Source organism: Aliiroseovarius sp. PTFE2010, assembly GCF_049943335.1.
Classification (GTDB): Bacteria; Pseudomonadota; Alphaproteobacteria; order Rhodobacterales; family Rhodobacteraceae; genus JBNFVY01.
This window is the reverse complement of the sequence record NZ_JBNFVY010000003.1, coordinates 391,980-406,630: the sequence shown is the minus strand read 5'-3', so window position 1 is coordinate 406,630 and position 14,651 is coordinate 391,980. Positions and strand designations below refer to the sequence as shown.

Below are 14,651 nucleotides of genomic sequence, written 5' to 3'. Positions count from 1 at the left end.
ATTCCAAGCCGCGCCTTCTCCTGCGCGATCCGCTTCAACAACTCCGCCGCCGGTTCATCGCCCGCATCTTGTTCCACCAGCTTCCCGCGCACGGCCAAATCCAGCACGAAGCGGCGCAGGCGGGGAATGGCGTCTTCGGCGTCAGAGATACGCTCGTAAAGCGCCAGCAGGCGGGCAGAGGAAAACGTGGCGTCCTTCATCGGGTCAGCGCCTCGGTCAGGATCGCTTTCAACTGATCGCGCAGGGCGACTGTCTCGGCCTCTGCCGCTGTCAAATCGGCCAGCAGGGTTTCGGGGTCGCCATGATCCTCGGAAACCGTATGGGGGTTCTTGACGTCAAGGTTATAGCCACGCGCCTTGATCTCTTCCGCCGTGACCTTCCACGCCTGCGGGCCCTCAACGCGCCCCTCGCGCGCGGCCCCGCCCCACCATGCGGCACAGTCGTCCAGATGCTCCAGCCGAATCGGCTTGGTCATGGAATAGGCCTTCTGCGTCTCGGGCACCTTGTGTTCCCAATACCAGATGTCCTGCGTGGGCGTGCCCTTTTCAAAGAACAGCAGGTTTGTGCCGATGGAGGCATAAGGTTTGAAGACCGAGTTGGGCAGCCGCACGATGGTGTGCAGGTTGCATTCCTCCATCAGGTGTTCCTTGAGCCGGGTCTTGATGCCTTCGCCGAACAGTGACCCGTCGGGCAGCACCACGGCGGCGCGGCCACCGGGTTTGAGCAGGCGGATGATCAGGGCAAGAAACAGATCGGCGGTTTCGCGAGTCTTGAAAGTCGGGAAGTTGGATTCGATCCCGTCCTCTTCCTTGCCGCCGAAGGGAGGGTTGGTGAGAACGATGTCGACGCGTTCATCGCGGGTCCAACTTACCAGCGGGCGGGCAAGCGTGTTGTCGTGGCGCACGAAATCGGGCTCTTCGACCCCGTTCAGCAGCATATTGGTGACGCAAAGCATGTGGGGCAGCGGTTTCTTTTCCACGGCGCGCAGGGCACCCTGCATCTGCGCCTCATGCTCGGGGCGCTTGACGTAGTTTTCGCGCATGTGGCGCATGGCGCAGGTCAGAAAGCCGCCGGTGCCGCAGGCGGGGTCGAACAGGACTTCGCCGGGATGCGGGTCAATCTGCTGCACCATGAAAGCGGTGACAGCGCGCGGGGTGTAGTACTCGCCCGCGTTGCCTGCGTTTTGCAGGTCGTTCAGGATTTGCTCGTAGATGTCGCCGAAGTGCTGGCGCTCGGTCAGGTTGTTGAAATCGACCTCATTGATCTTGTTGATCATCTGCCGCATCAGCTGGCCGGACTTCATGTAGTTGTAAGCATCCTCGAACACATCGCGGACGACCTTGGCGCGGGGGCCTGCGTTTACTGGCAGGGTCTTTAGTTCTGGGAACAGGGTGTTGTTCACGAAATCCAGCAACGTGTCGCCGGTGATGCCCTCCGGGTCCGCCGCCCAGACGCGCCATTGCAGGGCTTCCGGAATGGGCGAGGTGTAGTCTTCCTTGGTTAGTTCGAGCTCCTGATCCTGATCGTCGATGATCTTGAGGAAGAACATCCAACACAGCTGACTGATACGCTGGGCATCGCCGTCAACGCCGGTGTCTTTGCGCATGATGTCTTGGATGGATTTGACGAGGGTACGGACGGACATTGGTTATGCGCTTTCTTCGTAAATAGCAGATTGAAGGTCGTGGACGGCCTGTTCGAACCCGGGTTTTCCACCAAAAGCGCGAACGAGTTCAACCACACTTCCCATGCCACTGAATGGCGCAATCTTCAGGACGCCAAGATCGTCGAGGTTCATCACGCCCTCATCGGCATATTTTTCCAGAAGGGCTTCGAGAACGGCCTTTGCCTGGGGCCCATACTTGGTGAATACATCTCGCTTTTTTACGCTTTCAGCTCGCTCTCGTCGGGTGAGAGGTTTTGCGTCAAAGGCGATATGGCAGATCAGGTCGAAGGGATCGAGATCCTTGCCAAGCTCCGCCGCGATGACATCAAGCGGCAGGCCTTCGGCTGCCAATTCCTCGAACAAGGCCTGCTTGCGGCCCTCGCTGTTCCAGCGTTTGAGGAAGTCATCAAGGCTGGCAAACTGCTGTTTCAGGGCCTTGCGCGTGTAATCGCGCAAAGACTCCGTGACCAGCTTGCCGTTCTCGTCGAGGTATTCAACGCGTTCAGCCACGATAACCGCGCCAACGCCATCCACGTAAACCTTGCGGATCGGCCCACCGCCTGTGTTGCCACTAAGAGGGTCAAGTGGATCGACCGGATCAATCAGCACGTCTTCATCATCGCCCGGTTCCGGTGACAAAGGTGCACCTTCATCGTCTGTCTGCGGGGCATCATCGGGTGGCGTGATCGGATCATCCGGGCCGGGTTGGTAGATTTGAACAGGTTCCCCATCGAATTCCGGGTCGGCAAAATGGCTCGTTGAGCCCCGGAAATCCATGACGGTGAAGAAGAGCTTTTGGGTATCCTCATGGACACGGGTGCCGCGACCAACAATTTGCTTGAACTCGGTCATGGACCCAACCTCGCGGTCCAGAACGATCAGGCGACAGGTTTGCGCATCGACACCGGTCGAGAGAAGCCGCGAGGTAGTCACGATCACGGGATAAGGCGCTTCCGGATCGATGAAGTTCCCGAGTTGATCCAGCCCGTCTTTGTCGCTTCCGGTGATGCGCATGACATAGCGATGGCTTTGCGAAACCAGATCGGCGTTTTCGTTGATGAGCGCCTGCCGCATCCGTGCCGCGTGCTCCTGATCCACACAGAAGACAATCGTCTTCGCCATACGATCGCTGCTCTGCTTCAGAAACTCCGAAACCTTCTGTGCGACCAGCTTGGTGCGATCGTCCAAAACCAGTGTTCGGTCGAAATCCTTGATGTTGTAGATGCGGTCCTCGACCTCTTCGCCGTCTCGGTCGAGTTGCCCCTGCTCAGGTCGATAGCCCTGCACGTCGCGGTCGATGTGAACTTTGATCACCTTATAGGGCGCCAGGAAGCCGTCGCGGATGCCCTGTTTCAGCGAATAGCTGTAAACGGGCGCGCCAAAATAATCGATGTTGGAGGCATACTCAGTCTCCTTCGGCGTGGCGGTCAAACCAATCTGGGTCGCTGAAGTGAAATGGTCGAGGATTTCCCGCCAAGCGGAATCGTCAGCGGCACTGCCCCGGTGGCACTCGTCAATCACGATCAGATCGAAGAAATCCCGCGAAAACTCTTTATAGAGCTTTTGGCTTTCATCCGGACCCGTAATCGCCTGGTATAGGCCGAGATAGATTTCGTATGAGGTATCGATCCGGCGCCGCTTGTCCAAAGCTAGCGTTAACTCAGTTGACGTGCCATCCGCGCGTTCAATGGTTTTGGCCTGCGTCGACAGTTTGGCCATAGTGCCCGCGAATGGGCGGAAGTCGTTCACCATCGTTTGGTCGATCAGCACGTTGCGATCAGCCAAGAAAAGGATGCGCTTCTTCTGGCCCGCCTTCCAAAGCCGCCAGATAATCTGAAAGGCCGTGTATGTCTTGCCGGTGCCGGTGGCCATTACCAACAGAACGCGATCCTGACCGTTTGCGATCGCCTCAATAGCAGAGTTCACAGCGTTTACTTGATAATAACGCGGTGTCTTGCCGCTGCCGTCATCAAAATAATCCTGCAGGGCTATGGTCGACGCATCGTTAGACAAACCCTTCCACTGGCAATACCGTGCCCAGAGGTCCGCAGGCGATGGAAACTGGTCCAGCGATAGCGTGACTTCAGGAGTGGGGCTCATGCCAGTTCGATCATGAAGAACAAAGCCGTCACCATTCGAAGAAAACACAAACGGAATCCCCAGCGTTTCTGCGTATTCCAAACCTTGCTGCAGTCCAGCGCCAATAGCTTGGGTGTTTTCTTTAGCCTCAATCAGTGCGATCGGAATATTCGGTTTAACGGAAAGGATGTAATCAGCCCGTTTTCCCTTGCCGCGGCTCACCAACTTTCCTCGGACAATAATTCTACCTTTGGTAAAGCTAACCTCTTCCCGGATTTGGTTTACTTCATCCCAGCCCGCCTGGCGAAGTGCCGGTGTAATGTACTTCGTGCAAATATCACGCTCACTCAGTGACCGTTTGTCCATTGAGATGTTTCCCGACTGCGCGAAACGCCACAAGAGCAGCAAATCGAATAAATCTTTAGTTTGTAGATCTTAGACGGGAAGTCAGGCATTCAGCAACGGTTAACGGCCGCAATCATCGTCGCACAGGCGCAAATCGGGATGAAACTTCAGGTTGATGGGATCAACTGTCAGAAGTTGATGGTGGACAGTCAGCTTGCATCCTCGTGACCATTCACGACTATCAGCCGCAGCTTCAGCATCTCGCCCACAACCTTCAGCCCGGCTCGCAGCGGGAAATCGATCTGATCGGCATCGCGTTGGGTGATCTCGATCCGGGTATTCTTCAGCAGTTCATCTACCGATAGCGGTCCTGAAACAGTTAATCAGGAGGAATGTTCATCCACCGAGCCACGCAGGTCGCGAGACAGTTCTTTCGATAACGTTGCTCCCTTCGCCAGCCGCCGCGCCAGCGTCTCGACGAAGCCTCCATACCGCTCCTTCCCCCTAGCCTTGGCCGCCGCGTAGGTGTCATCGGGCAGTGGCGGTGTCGTCGTCAGCCAGAAGCGTACGAACAGCGCCAGCGCCTCGGTCGTGATCTCCTGATCGCGTTCCAGCCGCTCCAAGGACCGCGTCAGGCGGTCCAGCCTGCGGACGATCGCGGCCTCGCTCTGTTCGGCGCTATCGGGGGATAGGAACGACGCCAGTGCCGCCTCGAAGATCTGGGTTTTGGGAATGCGCCGCCGCGCGGCTAGTGCGTCGATTTCATCGAAGAGGGTTGCGTCGACATAAGCGGTGATCTTGGCTTTCTTCACGGCGTCACCTCACAGTTCGATGCCATCATCAGGATCGAGGGCCGCTTGACGCGCGAGGTTGCGGAAGCGGGTCTGCATGGCGCGGGCGCGTTGGGCCTCGTCGTCGGGTTCGTCTTCGAGGGCGGCGAATTCCTCGAGCGGGAACAGCAACTCAGGCGCCACATCCTCATGTTCTGGGATTTCAGGCTCTCGTCGGATGCCGCCATCTCCATCGTCAGCGGGCTTTTTTGCGCCAGTTTCTTGAGACGGTGCGACAGCCTGAAGACTGCTCCAATCATCGGTTCCCGCTGTGCTGACGGGTGCAAATGCTTCGACGATAGGCGGGTTTTGGATTCTCGCCGTCAGTTGCGCATCGCGGAAGTACCGCACTTTTTGTGCCCGGATCGGGGCTGCGCCCGACACGAGGATGATTTCGTCATCGGGCGGCAGCTGCATGATCTCGCCGGGGGTCAGCAAGGCGCGGGCGGTTTCCTGGCGCGAGACCATCAGATGCCCGAGCCAGGGCGACAGACGATGGCCGGCATAGTTCTTCATCGCGCGCAACTCGGTTGTGGTGCCGAGGGCGTCTGACAGGCGCTTCGCCGTGCGCTCGTCATTGGTCGCGAAAGCGACGCGGACATGGCAGTTGTCCAGGATGGCGTTGTTCTGGCCATAGGCCTTTTCGATCTGGTTCAGCGACTGGGCGATCAGGAAGGCCTTGAGGCCATAGCCCGCCATGAAGGCCAGTTGGCTTTCAAAGAAGTCTAAGCGACCGAGGGCGGGGAATTCGTCGAGCATGAACAGAAGGCGGTGCCTGCGGTTGGTGTTGTGCAGTTCTTCAGTCAGACGGCGACCGATCTGGTTCAGGATCAGCCGGACCAACGGTTTCGTGCGGGAAATGTCCGATGGTGGCACCACGAGATAGAGGGTGAGCGGCCGAGCATCAGAGACCAGATCATCGATCCGCCAGTCGCAGCGCCGGGTCACGGTGGCGATCACAGGGTCGCGGTAGAGGCTGAGGAAGGACATGGCCGTGGACAGGACGCCGGAGCGCTCGTTCTCGGATTTGTTCAGCAATTCTCGGGCGGCCTGAGCGACAACCGGATGCGGGCGATCTCGGAGATGGGCGGTCCGCATCATTGCAGTCAGTGTGGCGGTGACCGGACGCCGTGGATCGGAGAGGAAGGCGGCGACGCCTGCCAGTGTCTTGTCCTTCTCGGCATAGAGGACATGCAGGATCGCGCCGACCAGAAGGGAATGGCTGGTCTTCTCCCAATGGTTCCGCCGCTCGAGCTGGCCTTCGGGATCGACGAGGATATCCGCAATGTTTTGCACGTCCCGCACCTCGCGCTCGCCGCGGCGAACTTCGAGCAGCGGATTGTAGGCGGCGCTGGCCGCATTGGTCGGATCGAAGAGCAGGATACGCCCGAACCGCGCCCGCCATCCGGACGTCAGCTGCCAGTTTTCGCCCTTGATGTCGTGGACAATCGCTGAGCCGGGCCAGGTCAGCAGGCTTGGGATCACCAGGCCGACGCCCTTGCCGGAGCGGGTGGGCGCGAAGCACAACACATGTTCCGGGCCGTCATGCCGGAGGTAGCGCTTGTCGAGGCGGCCCAGCACGACCCCGTCGTCTGCGAACAGCCCAGCGGCGGTGATATCCTTGGGGCTTGCCCATCTGGCAGATCCATAGGTGGTCACGTCGCTCGCCTCACGCGCCCGCAAGACGGACAGCAAGATGGCGACGGCAATGGCGGCGATCCCGCCCGCGCCGGCGATTGCGGCCCCTTCCATGAAGACGCGCGGCGCGTAGGCGTCGTACCAGTACCACCAGGTGAAGACCTGCCACGGGCGATAGATCGGCAGGCCGAAGAGGGCGGTGAGAGGCGCGCCAAGCTGGGGTTGGAACCCCAGACGAAACGCGACCCATTGCGTCGCTGCCCAGACGAAGAGCAGCGCCACGATGCTGACGATGAGGATCTGACCCCAGAGGATCTTGGTGGCCGATGACGTGTCCTGACGGTTCATGGTGATGTCCTTTCTGCTCAGAGGCTCAGCCCGCGCTTGCGCCCGAAGCTCCAATCGATCCCTCCGCCGGGCGTCATCGTGCCGGTGACGGTCTGACCGAGATGGCGTTCGAGTTGCGGGGTCCAGGGCACGAGCGAGAAGCAGAGACCATCGTCGATCATGGCGAAGCGGCCCGACGCGAGATCGAGGCGTTGGCGAAACGTCCCTGCGAAGGGTTCGCCCTCGGTCGGCTTGTAACGGGGGAGGCCGGTTTGGGTGCTCAGGTCTTGAGCAATGGCGTCCAGTTCGCGGTTGCGCAGGGTGGCCAGCAGATCGCGGGCAAAGGTGACCCGCTGACCTTGCCGTCGGGCGAGGCCTTCGGCGACATGGTGATCCGCGCGGCGTTCTAATGCCTGGCGAACCTCTGCGCCAAATTCAGCACCGCTCAACGGCGTGCGGTCCCGGGCAAGATGCAGGCGGTCGAGCCAGGTGGCACCATCGGCCTTGATCTGGGCGGCCAGCGACAGATCGGAACGACCGACAAGCGACAGTTGCGGTATCCCGTCCGTCTTCCCTGTCCAGAGCCGGGTTTCGACAATGCCACCTTGCGGCGTGTCGCCGGTCGCATCGAGATTCCGGAAGCGTAGGTGATGTACGCGACCGTCAACGCCGTCGATGATCGCGTAGCCGGTCCCGGCATGGTCGTCATGAAAGCCGCGTTCCACCAGCCGCCCGAGGATCGGGGCGGTGGGTGTGCCTTCGATGGCGAAATCACCCGCCGCGCGGTGGCGCTCGGCGCCCATGGCCCGGTGCATCCGTTTGATGATGTCGCCGCGCATCCCAAGCTCGCGCAGGGTGTCTTCGGCATTCGGCTTCAACACCCAGACTGCAGGGGCAGTTTGTTTGGCCAGCCCAAGCCTCTCCAGTGTCTGAGCGCGGCCGATCATCAAGCGGCGCAGTTCCGGATCTCGGGGCTCCGGTGTGCCGCGCCGCAGGTCGGCGATGCCGGCATCATCATCCGCCAGGGATCGCAGGCCGCGGTCGAGATCGGTCCAGCGTTCCGCTGTGACTTGCGCCTCGAGCGCATTTGAAATCTCGCGTTCGCTGCGCGGGCCAAGTTCCAGTTGCACAAGGTCTTCGGCGCGGGTCCGAAACCCCTGGCTGATGTAGTCACGCGAAATAACAAGGTCCCGCCCATCATCGGCCTTGCCGCGCACCAGGATGTGCACATGCGGATTGTCGGTGTTCCAGTGATCGACCGCGACCCAGTCGAGCGTGGTGCCGAGATCTCGTTCGGCACGGGCCATCAGATCACGGGTGAAGGCGCGCAGGTCCTCAAGCTCGGTGGCATCTTCCGGCGAGACGATGAACCGGAAATGATGCCGGTCATCTTCGCAGCGCTCCGCAAAGCCGCTCCGGTCGAGATCATCGCTTTCAGCCCCGAACAAGTCGGCGTCGCGTCCGTCCTGGCCGACGCCGTCGCGCTGAAGGTAGCCGAGATGCTTGACCATGGGGGCCGAGCGAAAGCGCTTGCCCTGGTGGCGCACGACGCGTGCATTGACAACGACGCGCCGAGACGTGCGTGACATGTTGAGCGCTGCCCTCTGAAAGCGCCCACGTCCGAATGATCTGGAGGTCGATTGAAATTGCTTTGATCCGAAACGATAGCCAGTTTGCCCAGACTTGCGGGCAGCGCGCATCACTTCACTGACAAAGCGTGTCGATTGCTTCGAGGTCCTACCGCCGTCGCGGACACGCCCAGGTCGGATACGAAGATCGTCGTCGCGCCCAGTCATGCTCTTGCTCGCTCGCCGAAGATGCTGCCGCACAAAAAATATCTGAAAATCAGACTTCTAGATGAAGTCCTGCGGCATTCGGGTTGGGCGTGCCGCGCAAATCCTCGCAGAGAAACAACAGCTTGAGGTCCGCTTGCGGCACCTCTTTTATCTTGCGCTCTTTCTGTTGAGACGTTGCGCTTCGACCAGTCCCGGCTCATTTTTACGACCGGGCTTTCCAGACCTCGCCATGGTGCGATTCCGCTGATCATCGCGTTTCTGCCCGGCTGAGGGGCACGAAGATGCCGTTCGAAGATGCCTCTGACGTAATTCGATGGGCGCCATCCCCGGCGGTTTGAACCACCTCAGCCGTTGCCGCGAACAGCGGGGCGTCGCGCCAGTCCTGGGTCCTCTGCGGGCGGTTCATTCGTTGCGCGGCGTCGGCCCCGTCGCCGACGAGTGGTGCGAGGAGGGCAAGGTAATCGCGGGTTTCCCGAGGCAAGGCGCGCCCTGTATTAAGGTGGTCTTGGTAGCGCGCAGGCCCGGCATTGTAGGCCGCGAGAAAGCCGGGCGACCCGAACAGGTCGTACATCTGTCGCAGATAGCCGACACCGGCTAGGATGTTGTCTCGCGGATCGAAGGGATCATCGCCAAGCCCGTAGGCTGCGCGCAACTCAGCCCAGGTGCCGGGCATTATCTGCATGAGCCCCATGGCGCCTGCGTGGCTGACCGCACGTGGATTGCCCGCACTCTCGACCTCCATGACGGCACGGATCCAAGTTCGTGGGATGCCAAACCTGCGCGCGGCTTCTTCGATATGGACGTCGATGGGGTGCTGCTCAGATGCAGGAACAGCGCGGTCCTGAGCGATCAGGGCGGACGGTGCCAAGGTGATCGGTATGCAGAGGATCAGCACAAGCGCGGTAGCAATGCCTGCGTGCCGACGGCTGTGACCGCGTTCGAGACTACGCATCTGCCGCCTCTCCAGATGTCCAAAGAGGGATGGCGCGTCCGATTATCGTGTCCGCTGACAACGGGCCGAAATAGCGCCCATCGAGGCTGTCGGCGACACCGGCGACGAGCAGAAAGACCTCGTCCGAGCCGAGCGCAATACATCCCGTCCAACGGGGAAGCGGGCGCCCCTGTTGGTCAGCCGATGCAGCCTCGGCAACTACGCTGCCATCGATGGTGATCTCGAGATTGTTCCGACAGACCGCCATGCCGGAGACGGCCGCGACACGTTTCAACAGCAAGGTATCCGCACCGACATAGCCGCGTTCAATCACCCAAGATGACCGGTCTTCAGGCAGGCGCACGGCAACGAGATCGCCTAGCCTTGACCCGTGTGGCGCGCGAACGACATAAAGTCCGACCGGCACGCTTGCTGACGCATTCCAGATCAATCGCGGTGCGCGGTCGATCTGTGCAGCTGCGAGCAGACCAAGGGACAAACCGGCCGCGAGGAGGGCAGGGGCCGCCGCGCTCATGTCGTCACCATGCGACGCTTGAGCCAGGCCACGTGCCGGGCAGGGGTGTAGGGGCGGGGCTCCAATGCAGCGGTCAGGCGGTTGTGGACGTGCTGCCAATGGTCGGGGCAGACATCTTCCGGTGAAATGCCATAGCTTTCCACGATGTCGATCGACCGAAGCGCCGCCTCGACCTTGGGCCAGCCGGAGAGGCGCAGCAAAAGCTCTCCGCCTGGCGTGACACAGGGCACCGTGGAGCAGGGCTCGCCAGCGCCGACGGCGCGCAGAATGTCGATCCGGCTTTCAACGGTGCCGTGGTCGTTCGACGACCAGCGGACGAGCGCGAAGATCGCGCCGGGAGCGAAGGCCACGCGCTTTTCCGTGCGCGTCAGGATGGTTTCCCCGGCCATCCGACCGAAACGGATCCAGCGCTCGATACGACCTTCGATCCAGGTGAGTTGGACAAGTGTCTGCATCGGCTCAGCGCCCACGCCGCAGATAGGCCGGCGAAACGGCGGCATGGCGTTTGGCGGGTAGAACGCGGTCTTCGGTCTCGTCCGAGGTCGAGGTCTTCTCGCCCCTCGTGACCCAGGCCTGCAGATCGTCGACCGCATAGACGACACGCCCGCCGATTTTCGAGTACCGCGGGCCGGTCCCGTAGGTCCTGTGTTTTTCCAGCGTACGGCCAGACAGGCCGAGAAATCGGGCGGCTTCCGGGGTTCTGAGGTAGCGGGGTGGGAGTCCTTCGTTTGGGTCGGGCATTTGAGCATCTCCGGTGGCTAGGCCGCGCGACGGCGCGTCGCGGGCTGTCGGAGGTCATCAAAACGGAAGAGCGCCGTGGGGAGGGATGACGAAGATCGCGGCGCGAAAACGTCACCCCCCAAAGGCCAACAGGATCAGGGGCTGATAGGGGTTTGATGTGCCGGGACTGCCCGGCGATCACTTGCGCGGCTTGGAGCGCCCCGTTGGTCCGCGACCGAGAAGGAGAAAGCGATAGCCTTTGGTGGTCAGATGCGTTCCATGGCCCGACAGTCGGGTGATCTGGGCCTTGAGGGAGCTGGTCTTCCAATGCTCGCGCGACACAGCCTCCGCGCCGAACAATTGCCGCGCGATCGTCTGGTAGCTGGCACGGTCCCGGCGCGCGTCGAGCGTGCGCAATGCAAGCTGGATGCGCCGTCGCTGCTGCGACGTCAGGGGCGGAGGGGATCGTTTGCGGTACAACAGTTGCGCGCGGAGCGCCTTGAGTATGTCGATCCGTGCCCCCCAATGTTTGTCCAGCGGCACCAGAATCCCAATCGGGCGTTGGAGGCTTTTGGCATCCAGCACGAGCAACGCGCCTGTTGCGAGGCGCACATACATCAAGCCGTCCTGCGTTCCGATGACGGTCAGATCATCTGCATCGATGTGCCGCGCGGCGGTGTCGCCGCCTGGGATAGGCACAGCATACCCGACCGCTGCCGGGGCGATTGAAGGCGTCCAGAACACGGGTGCATTGGGTGCGTCGATGTCCGGATCAACCGGGAAATCGCAACCCCCATGCAGCCGGTGATTTCAATCCATCCCGCATTTGCGGGAAATTGGCGCGATAGTCGGAATTGCGGCGCAAGCATTCCCAGGCCAGCCCGGACAGGTCGAGACTGTCGAAATGCTTGTAAGCCGCTTCGTCTTGCCAATCCTTGGTCATGGCGAAGCTCCGCGTCAGCTGTTTCGATGAACAATGAGTATAGTTTGGTGACGCGTCAAAACGACGGCAAGAACGGTTGTTCTGCGCAACCTGCGCGGGTGTTCGCCGATCTCAGACGGATCGGGCGAAGTTCAGCCAGTCCGGCCCTCGAGCAGCTTGCGATAGCCGTGCTCCGTCATCCAGCGGGCGCGGGCGAGGTGGCTGTCGTACATCTTTTTGGCACGCTCTGGTTCCTCGGCGGCATCTATACCGAACAAAATCTCACTTACTTCCTGCAGGCTGGCACCACTTTCGGCGGCATCAAACAGGCGCAAGTACAGCGTCATATGCGCGTGGTCGTAATCGGTCAATTCATCGCTTTGTGGTGCGAGATCAGCGATCGGCGTGGTGCCGGTGGCAGACATGATTCCCCCTCGCCGTTGGGCGTTAAGGCTCATAACAGCACATCAGATTGCATGTGCAAGGTCGGATTGCGGTCAGTCAAACCGCAGATGAGTATTATAATACGTCGCACCAAAATACGCGATAGGTTCTTTACTCGCGGATGGACATCCGCGTTGTTTTTGCAAGGAATCTCAAGCGCTACCGCCAACTGCGCGGGCTGACACAGGCCGCGTTGGCGGCGGCGATGGATGTCGACCGCGCCCATGTCAGCGCAATGGAACGCGGTCAGCAGAACGTCACATTGCAGACCCTTCAACGGGTCGCGGCACATCTGGATGTGGCACCGGCGAAGCTGATCGAAGAACGCGCCGAAGGAGATGTGCGTTCCCGATCATCGTGATCGATCGTCTGGGCGGTCAGCTTTCCGGGCGAAACGTGCAAGGTCAGGGCAGGGCATTAATTGGTTTTATTTCGCCATGCAGACTGCTTCTCGATAGCATCAATCCGCTATTCAGCGCAGAGTTCGGTCAGCTTCTGGCCAAGGCGGCGTTGCATCAAATCATCGCCGGGTGTGGTCTCCAATAGTCGCTGAAATGCCGTAATGGCCCAGTCCCGACGGTAGATCAGCGTGCTGCCGGTCAACAGGTGATCGACCGCTTCATCGATGTCGAACGGGCTGGGTTCATAGCCACGGCCCGCCAGCAGATGCCTGATGGCATGCAGAGCGACTTCGGCGGCGAAGGCGGGTTCCTTGATCGCGAAATCGCGGGCAGCCCGGATGAGCGTGTCCGGGGCGGTCTCATGATCGGCCGCGCAGTCGAGCGCGATGTCGAAATACGTCGCGGTCTTTGCCGCGGCGAACCATTTGCCCTTGCGCCCATGGAACGCGATCAGGTCTTACAGTAATGCACGAGCATCCCGGTCTGGGTAGCGTTTGACCAGATCGCGCCACATCGCCAGCCAGGTGTTTCCGCTCGCTGTGGGAAGGCCGAAACGGCGATAGGCCTCGTCTGCTTTGCTTTGGCGTACCAAAATCGCCTCGCAAAACCGGCAGATGTCGTGATGGCCCCATGCCTGCCGATCCCCCTCCAGAAGCGCCTCGGCATAGGCCAATGCGTCATCCTCGCGGCCCTGTCGAAGCAGGGCTTCTGCCCCGAACTTGTCATCGAACCACAGCCGTGTCTTCTTGACCGCGAGGAGCGCCAACAGTTCGTCATACCGTTCTGCCTCGAGCAGACAGGACAGCGTGAGCGTCGCGGTGCCGACGTGGGAATACCGCTCCCAATCCGACCAGGCGCGATGGATCAGGGCTAGATCACGGTCGGCATGCAGGGTCATGAGCGCGGGATACGCCGCGATCTCGCCGAACCGCTCCGAGATCGGGGCAAGGTAGTCGACGCCATCGTCCTCGATCGCAGTGCGCAAATGCTCCAGCCATTTTGCGCGCTTCTTTTCATCGGCAGGGGCGGCGATCAGGATCGGCACAAGGTCGTCCAGCGTGCGGCGCACGGCGGTGCCAAGCGCGCCCGAGGAGGTGTCGATATGCTCAAACGCGGGCCAGATCCGCGCGGCCAATGCGACCACGCCGTCCGCCGCTGTGACAGGATCCGCGCGATTGACGGCCCGGATTTCCGCTCTGGCCGATTTCAACCACTGGGTCGCCTTGGCGAAGCCGCGCCATCCAAAAGCGCTTGCGCGCGTGCCGGGTTTGCAGGCCCATTTGTGGACGGGTTTGCGTGCCATCCTGCTACCGCCCGCGCACTTTGCTGCGCGCGATCCATTCGGCCCCGGCATAGGTCACGGCGTGGATATGATCCTCGCGGGCATAATCGTCGACAGTGAAGGCGATCACGGCCTTGCGGCCTGCAGGGATGGCGCGAAGCTCGGGGGCGATCTCGTCCCGGCGGCTGCCCTTGTGCGGCAGGTCTGACGGGCTGGCGATGGTGGTTTGGATCTCGTCCAGTCGACGCGCGGCGGACTGCGGGCCGGCATAGTCGACCAACCAGCGCGTGATCGCGTCGAGATCATCCGCGACCGCCGGATGGAACCGGATGCGATAGCTCACGCCCTGCGCGCAGCCTGTTGTCGTGCCCTTGCAGCGGCAAAGGCGTCTTCGGCCGAGACATAATCGGCGCGCCAAGTGTCGAGCCGCGCCCGAATTTCCTCGGCCATCGCGTCAAGGGCCAGCTCGCGTTCTTCTTCATCGCGCATCATCTGTTCCAGCGCCGCTGCCACAGCCGCGCTTTGCGAGGCAAAGACGCCTTGGCCCACCTTGTCGGTCAGGAACCGGTGGTGACGATCGGTGAAGCTGAGGGTTGTCTTGACTGTCATTCTAGGCTCGGCGGTATGACCTAGTCATCTTAGCGAAGGCCTGTAGATTCGCAACATCGTCGGGGAGGATGGAGAACAGACCTGCGCGGCGCTTCAAACGTGCGGACTGGCAGCTTCATGGCGATG

18 protein-coding genes and 1 pseudogene are annotated in these 14,651 nt (G+C 61.0%); 3 read left to right on the top strand and 16 right to left on the bottom strand.

From position 1 onward, the window contains the following. From ACP2AV_RS08020 to hsdR, 3 genes and pseudogenes are all read right to left on the bottom strand, one after another. Positions 1 to 200 (bottom strand): annotated as a pseudogene (locus tag ACP2AV_RS08020) (hypothetical protein); the annotation flags it as partial. Then, positions 197 to 1,645 (bottom strand): N-6 DNA methylase, encoded by a 1,449-nt coding sequence (locus tag ACP2AV_RS08015; protein WP_426372170.1) that lies wholly within the window; start codon positions 1,643 to 1,645, stop codon positions 197 to 199. The gene ACP2AV_RS08015 and the pseudogene ACP2AV_RS08020, both read right to left, overlap by 4 nt. A gap of 3 nt (positions 1,646 to 1,648) precedes the next feature. Continuing rightward, a complete protein-coding gene (hsdR, locus tag ACP2AV_RS08010) occupies positions 1,649 to 4,111 on the bottom strand; it encodes an EcoAI/FtnUII family type I restriction enzme subunit R (RefSeq protein WP_426372169.1) in 2,463 nt (820 codons plus the stop codon). Between the two features lie 203 nt (positions 4,112 to 4,314). On the opposite strand from hsdR, the gene ACP2AV_RS08005 reads away from it, so the two are divergent. Beyond that, positions 4,315 to 4,455 carry a hypothetical protein gene (locus ACP2AV_RS08005; RefSeq protein ID WP_426372168.1) on the top strand — a complete coding sequence of 47 codons (141 nt, stop codon included), beginning with the start codon at positions 4,315 to 4,317 and terminating at the stop codon, positions 4,453 to 4,455. 18 nt (positions 4,456 to 4,473) lie between these two features. Here the strand turns inward: ACP2AV_RS08005 and ACP2AV_RS08000 are convergent, their stop codons facing one another. The 10 genes from ACP2AV_RS08000 to ACP2AV_RS07955 form a co-directional block, all read right to left on the bottom strand. Continuing rightward, positions 4,474 to 4,902 (bottom strand): ribbon-helix-helix protein, CopG family, encoded by a 429-nt coding sequence (locus tag ACP2AV_RS08000; RefSeq protein ID WP_426372167.1) that lies wholly within the window; start codon positions 4,900 to 4,902, stop codon positions 4,474 to 4,476. Between the two features lie 9 nt (positions 4,903 to 4,911). Next, positions 4,912 to 6,906: a conjugal transfer protein TraG gene (locus tag ACP2AV_RS07995; protein ID WP_426372166.1), complete on the bottom strand. Its 1,995-nt coding sequence runs from the start codon at positions 6,904 to 6,906 to the stop codon at positions 4,912 to 4,914. A 17-nt stretch (positions 6,907 to 6,923) separates the two neighbouring features. Beyond that, positions 6,924 to 8,474, bottom strand: a complete 1,551-nt coding sequence (locus ACP2AV_RS07990; RefSeq protein WP_426372165.1) for a relaxase/mobilization nuclease domain-containing protein — start codon at positions 8,472 to 8,474, stop codon at positions 6,924 to 6,926. Between the two features lie 454 nt (positions 8,475 to 8,928). Next, complete coding sequence (locus tag ACP2AV_RS07985) at positions 8,929 to 9,633, bottom strand: lytic transglycosylase domain-containing protein (protein WP_426372164.1); 705 nt, start codon at positions 9,631 to 9,633, stop codon at positions 8,929 to 8,931. Continuing rightward, on the bottom strand, positions 9,626 to 10,147 hold the full coding sequence (locus tag ACP2AV_RS07980; protein ID WP_426372163.1) for a S26 family signal peptidase: 522 nt from the start codon (positions 10,145 to 10,147) through the stop codon (positions 9,626 to 9,628). Before ACP2AV_RS07980 ends, ACP2AV_RS07985 begins: the two co-directional genes overlap by 8 nt. Further along, positions 10,144 to 10,602, bottom strand: a complete 459-nt coding sequence (locus ACP2AV_RS07975; RefSeq protein ID WP_426372162.1) for a DUF2840 domain-containing protein — start codon at positions 10,600 to 10,602, stop codon at positions 10,144 to 10,146. The genes ACP2AV_RS07980 and ACP2AV_RS07975 overlap by 4 nt, the downstream gene beginning before the upstream one ends. Positions 10,603 to 10,606: 4 nt before the next feature. Further along, on the bottom strand, positions 10,607 to 10,888 hold the full coding sequence (locus ACP2AV_RS07970) for a helix-turn-helix transcriptional regulator (RefSeq protein ID WP_021100692.1): 282 nt from the start codon (positions 10,886 to 10,888) through the stop codon (positions 10,607 to 10,609). 177 nt (positions 10,889 to 11,065) lie between these two features. Continuing rightward, entirely contained in the window at positions 11,066 to 11,611 is a 546-nt protein-coding gene (locus ACP2AV_RS07965; protein ID WP_426372161.1) for a DUF2285 domain-containing protein, read from the bottom strand. A gap of 28 nt (positions 11,612 to 11,639) precedes the next feature. Further along, positions 11,640 to 11,810, bottom strand: a complete 171-nt coding sequence (locus tag ACP2AV_RS07960) for a transcriptional regulator domain-containing protein (protein ID WP_426372160.1) — start codon at positions 11,808 to 11,810, stop codon at positions 11,640 to 11,642. A gap of 131 nt (positions 11,811 to 11,941) precedes the next feature. Next, positions 11,942 to 12,214 (bottom strand): DNA -binding domain-containing protein, encoded by a 273-nt coding sequence (locus ACP2AV_RS07955; protein WP_299790768.1) that lies wholly within the window; start codon positions 12,212 to 12,214, stop codon positions 11,942 to 11,944. A gap of 140 nt (positions 12,215 to 12,354) precedes the next feature. On the opposite strand from ACP2AV_RS07955, the gene ACP2AV_RS07950 reads away from it, so the two are divergent. Both ACP2AV_RS07950 and ACP2AV_RS07945 read left to right on the top strand, forming a co-directional pair. After that, entirely contained in the window at positions 12,355 to 12,594 is a 240-nt protein-coding gene (locus ACP2AV_RS07950) for a helix-turn-helix domain-containing protein (protein ID WP_426372159.1), read from the top strand. 245 nt (positions 12,595 to 12,839) lie between these two features. Further along, positions 12,840 to 13,100, top strand: coding sequence for a hypothetical protein (locus ACP2AV_RS07945; RefSeq protein WP_426372158.1), 261 nt, complete (start codon positions 12,840 to 12,842; stop codon positions 13,098 to 13,100). Here ACP2AV_RS07945 and ACP2AV_RS07940 read toward each other — a convergent pair. The 3 genes from ACP2AV_RS07940 to ACP2AV_RS07930 are packed head-to-tail and all read right to left on the bottom strand — an operon-like array spanning position 13,092 to position 14,525. Next, on the bottom strand, positions 13,092 to 13,937 hold the full coding sequence (locus ACP2AV_RS07940; protein WP_426372157.1) for a hypothetical protein: 846 nt from the start codon (positions 13,935 to 13,937) through the stop codon (positions 13,092 to 13,094). The genes ACP2AV_RS07945 and ACP2AV_RS07940 overlap by 9 nt on opposite strands. A gap of 4 nt (positions 13,938 to 13,941) precedes the next feature. Continuing rightward, positions 13,942 to 14,259, bottom strand: a complete 318-nt coding sequence (locus ACP2AV_RS07935) for a type II toxin-antitoxin system RelE/ParE family toxin (protein ID WP_426372156.1) — start codon at positions 14,257 to 14,259, stop codon at positions 13,942 to 13,944. Continuing rightward, positions 14,256 to 14,525: a hypothetical protein gene (locus ACP2AV_RS07930; protein ID WP_426372155.1), complete on the bottom strand. Its 270-nt coding sequence runs from the start codon at positions 14,523 to 14,525 to the stop codon at positions 14,256 to 14,258. Before ACP2AV_RS07930 ends, ACP2AV_RS07935 begins: the two co-directional genes overlap by 4 nt. Between the last annotated feature and the right edge of the window lie 126 nt (positions 14,526 to 14,651).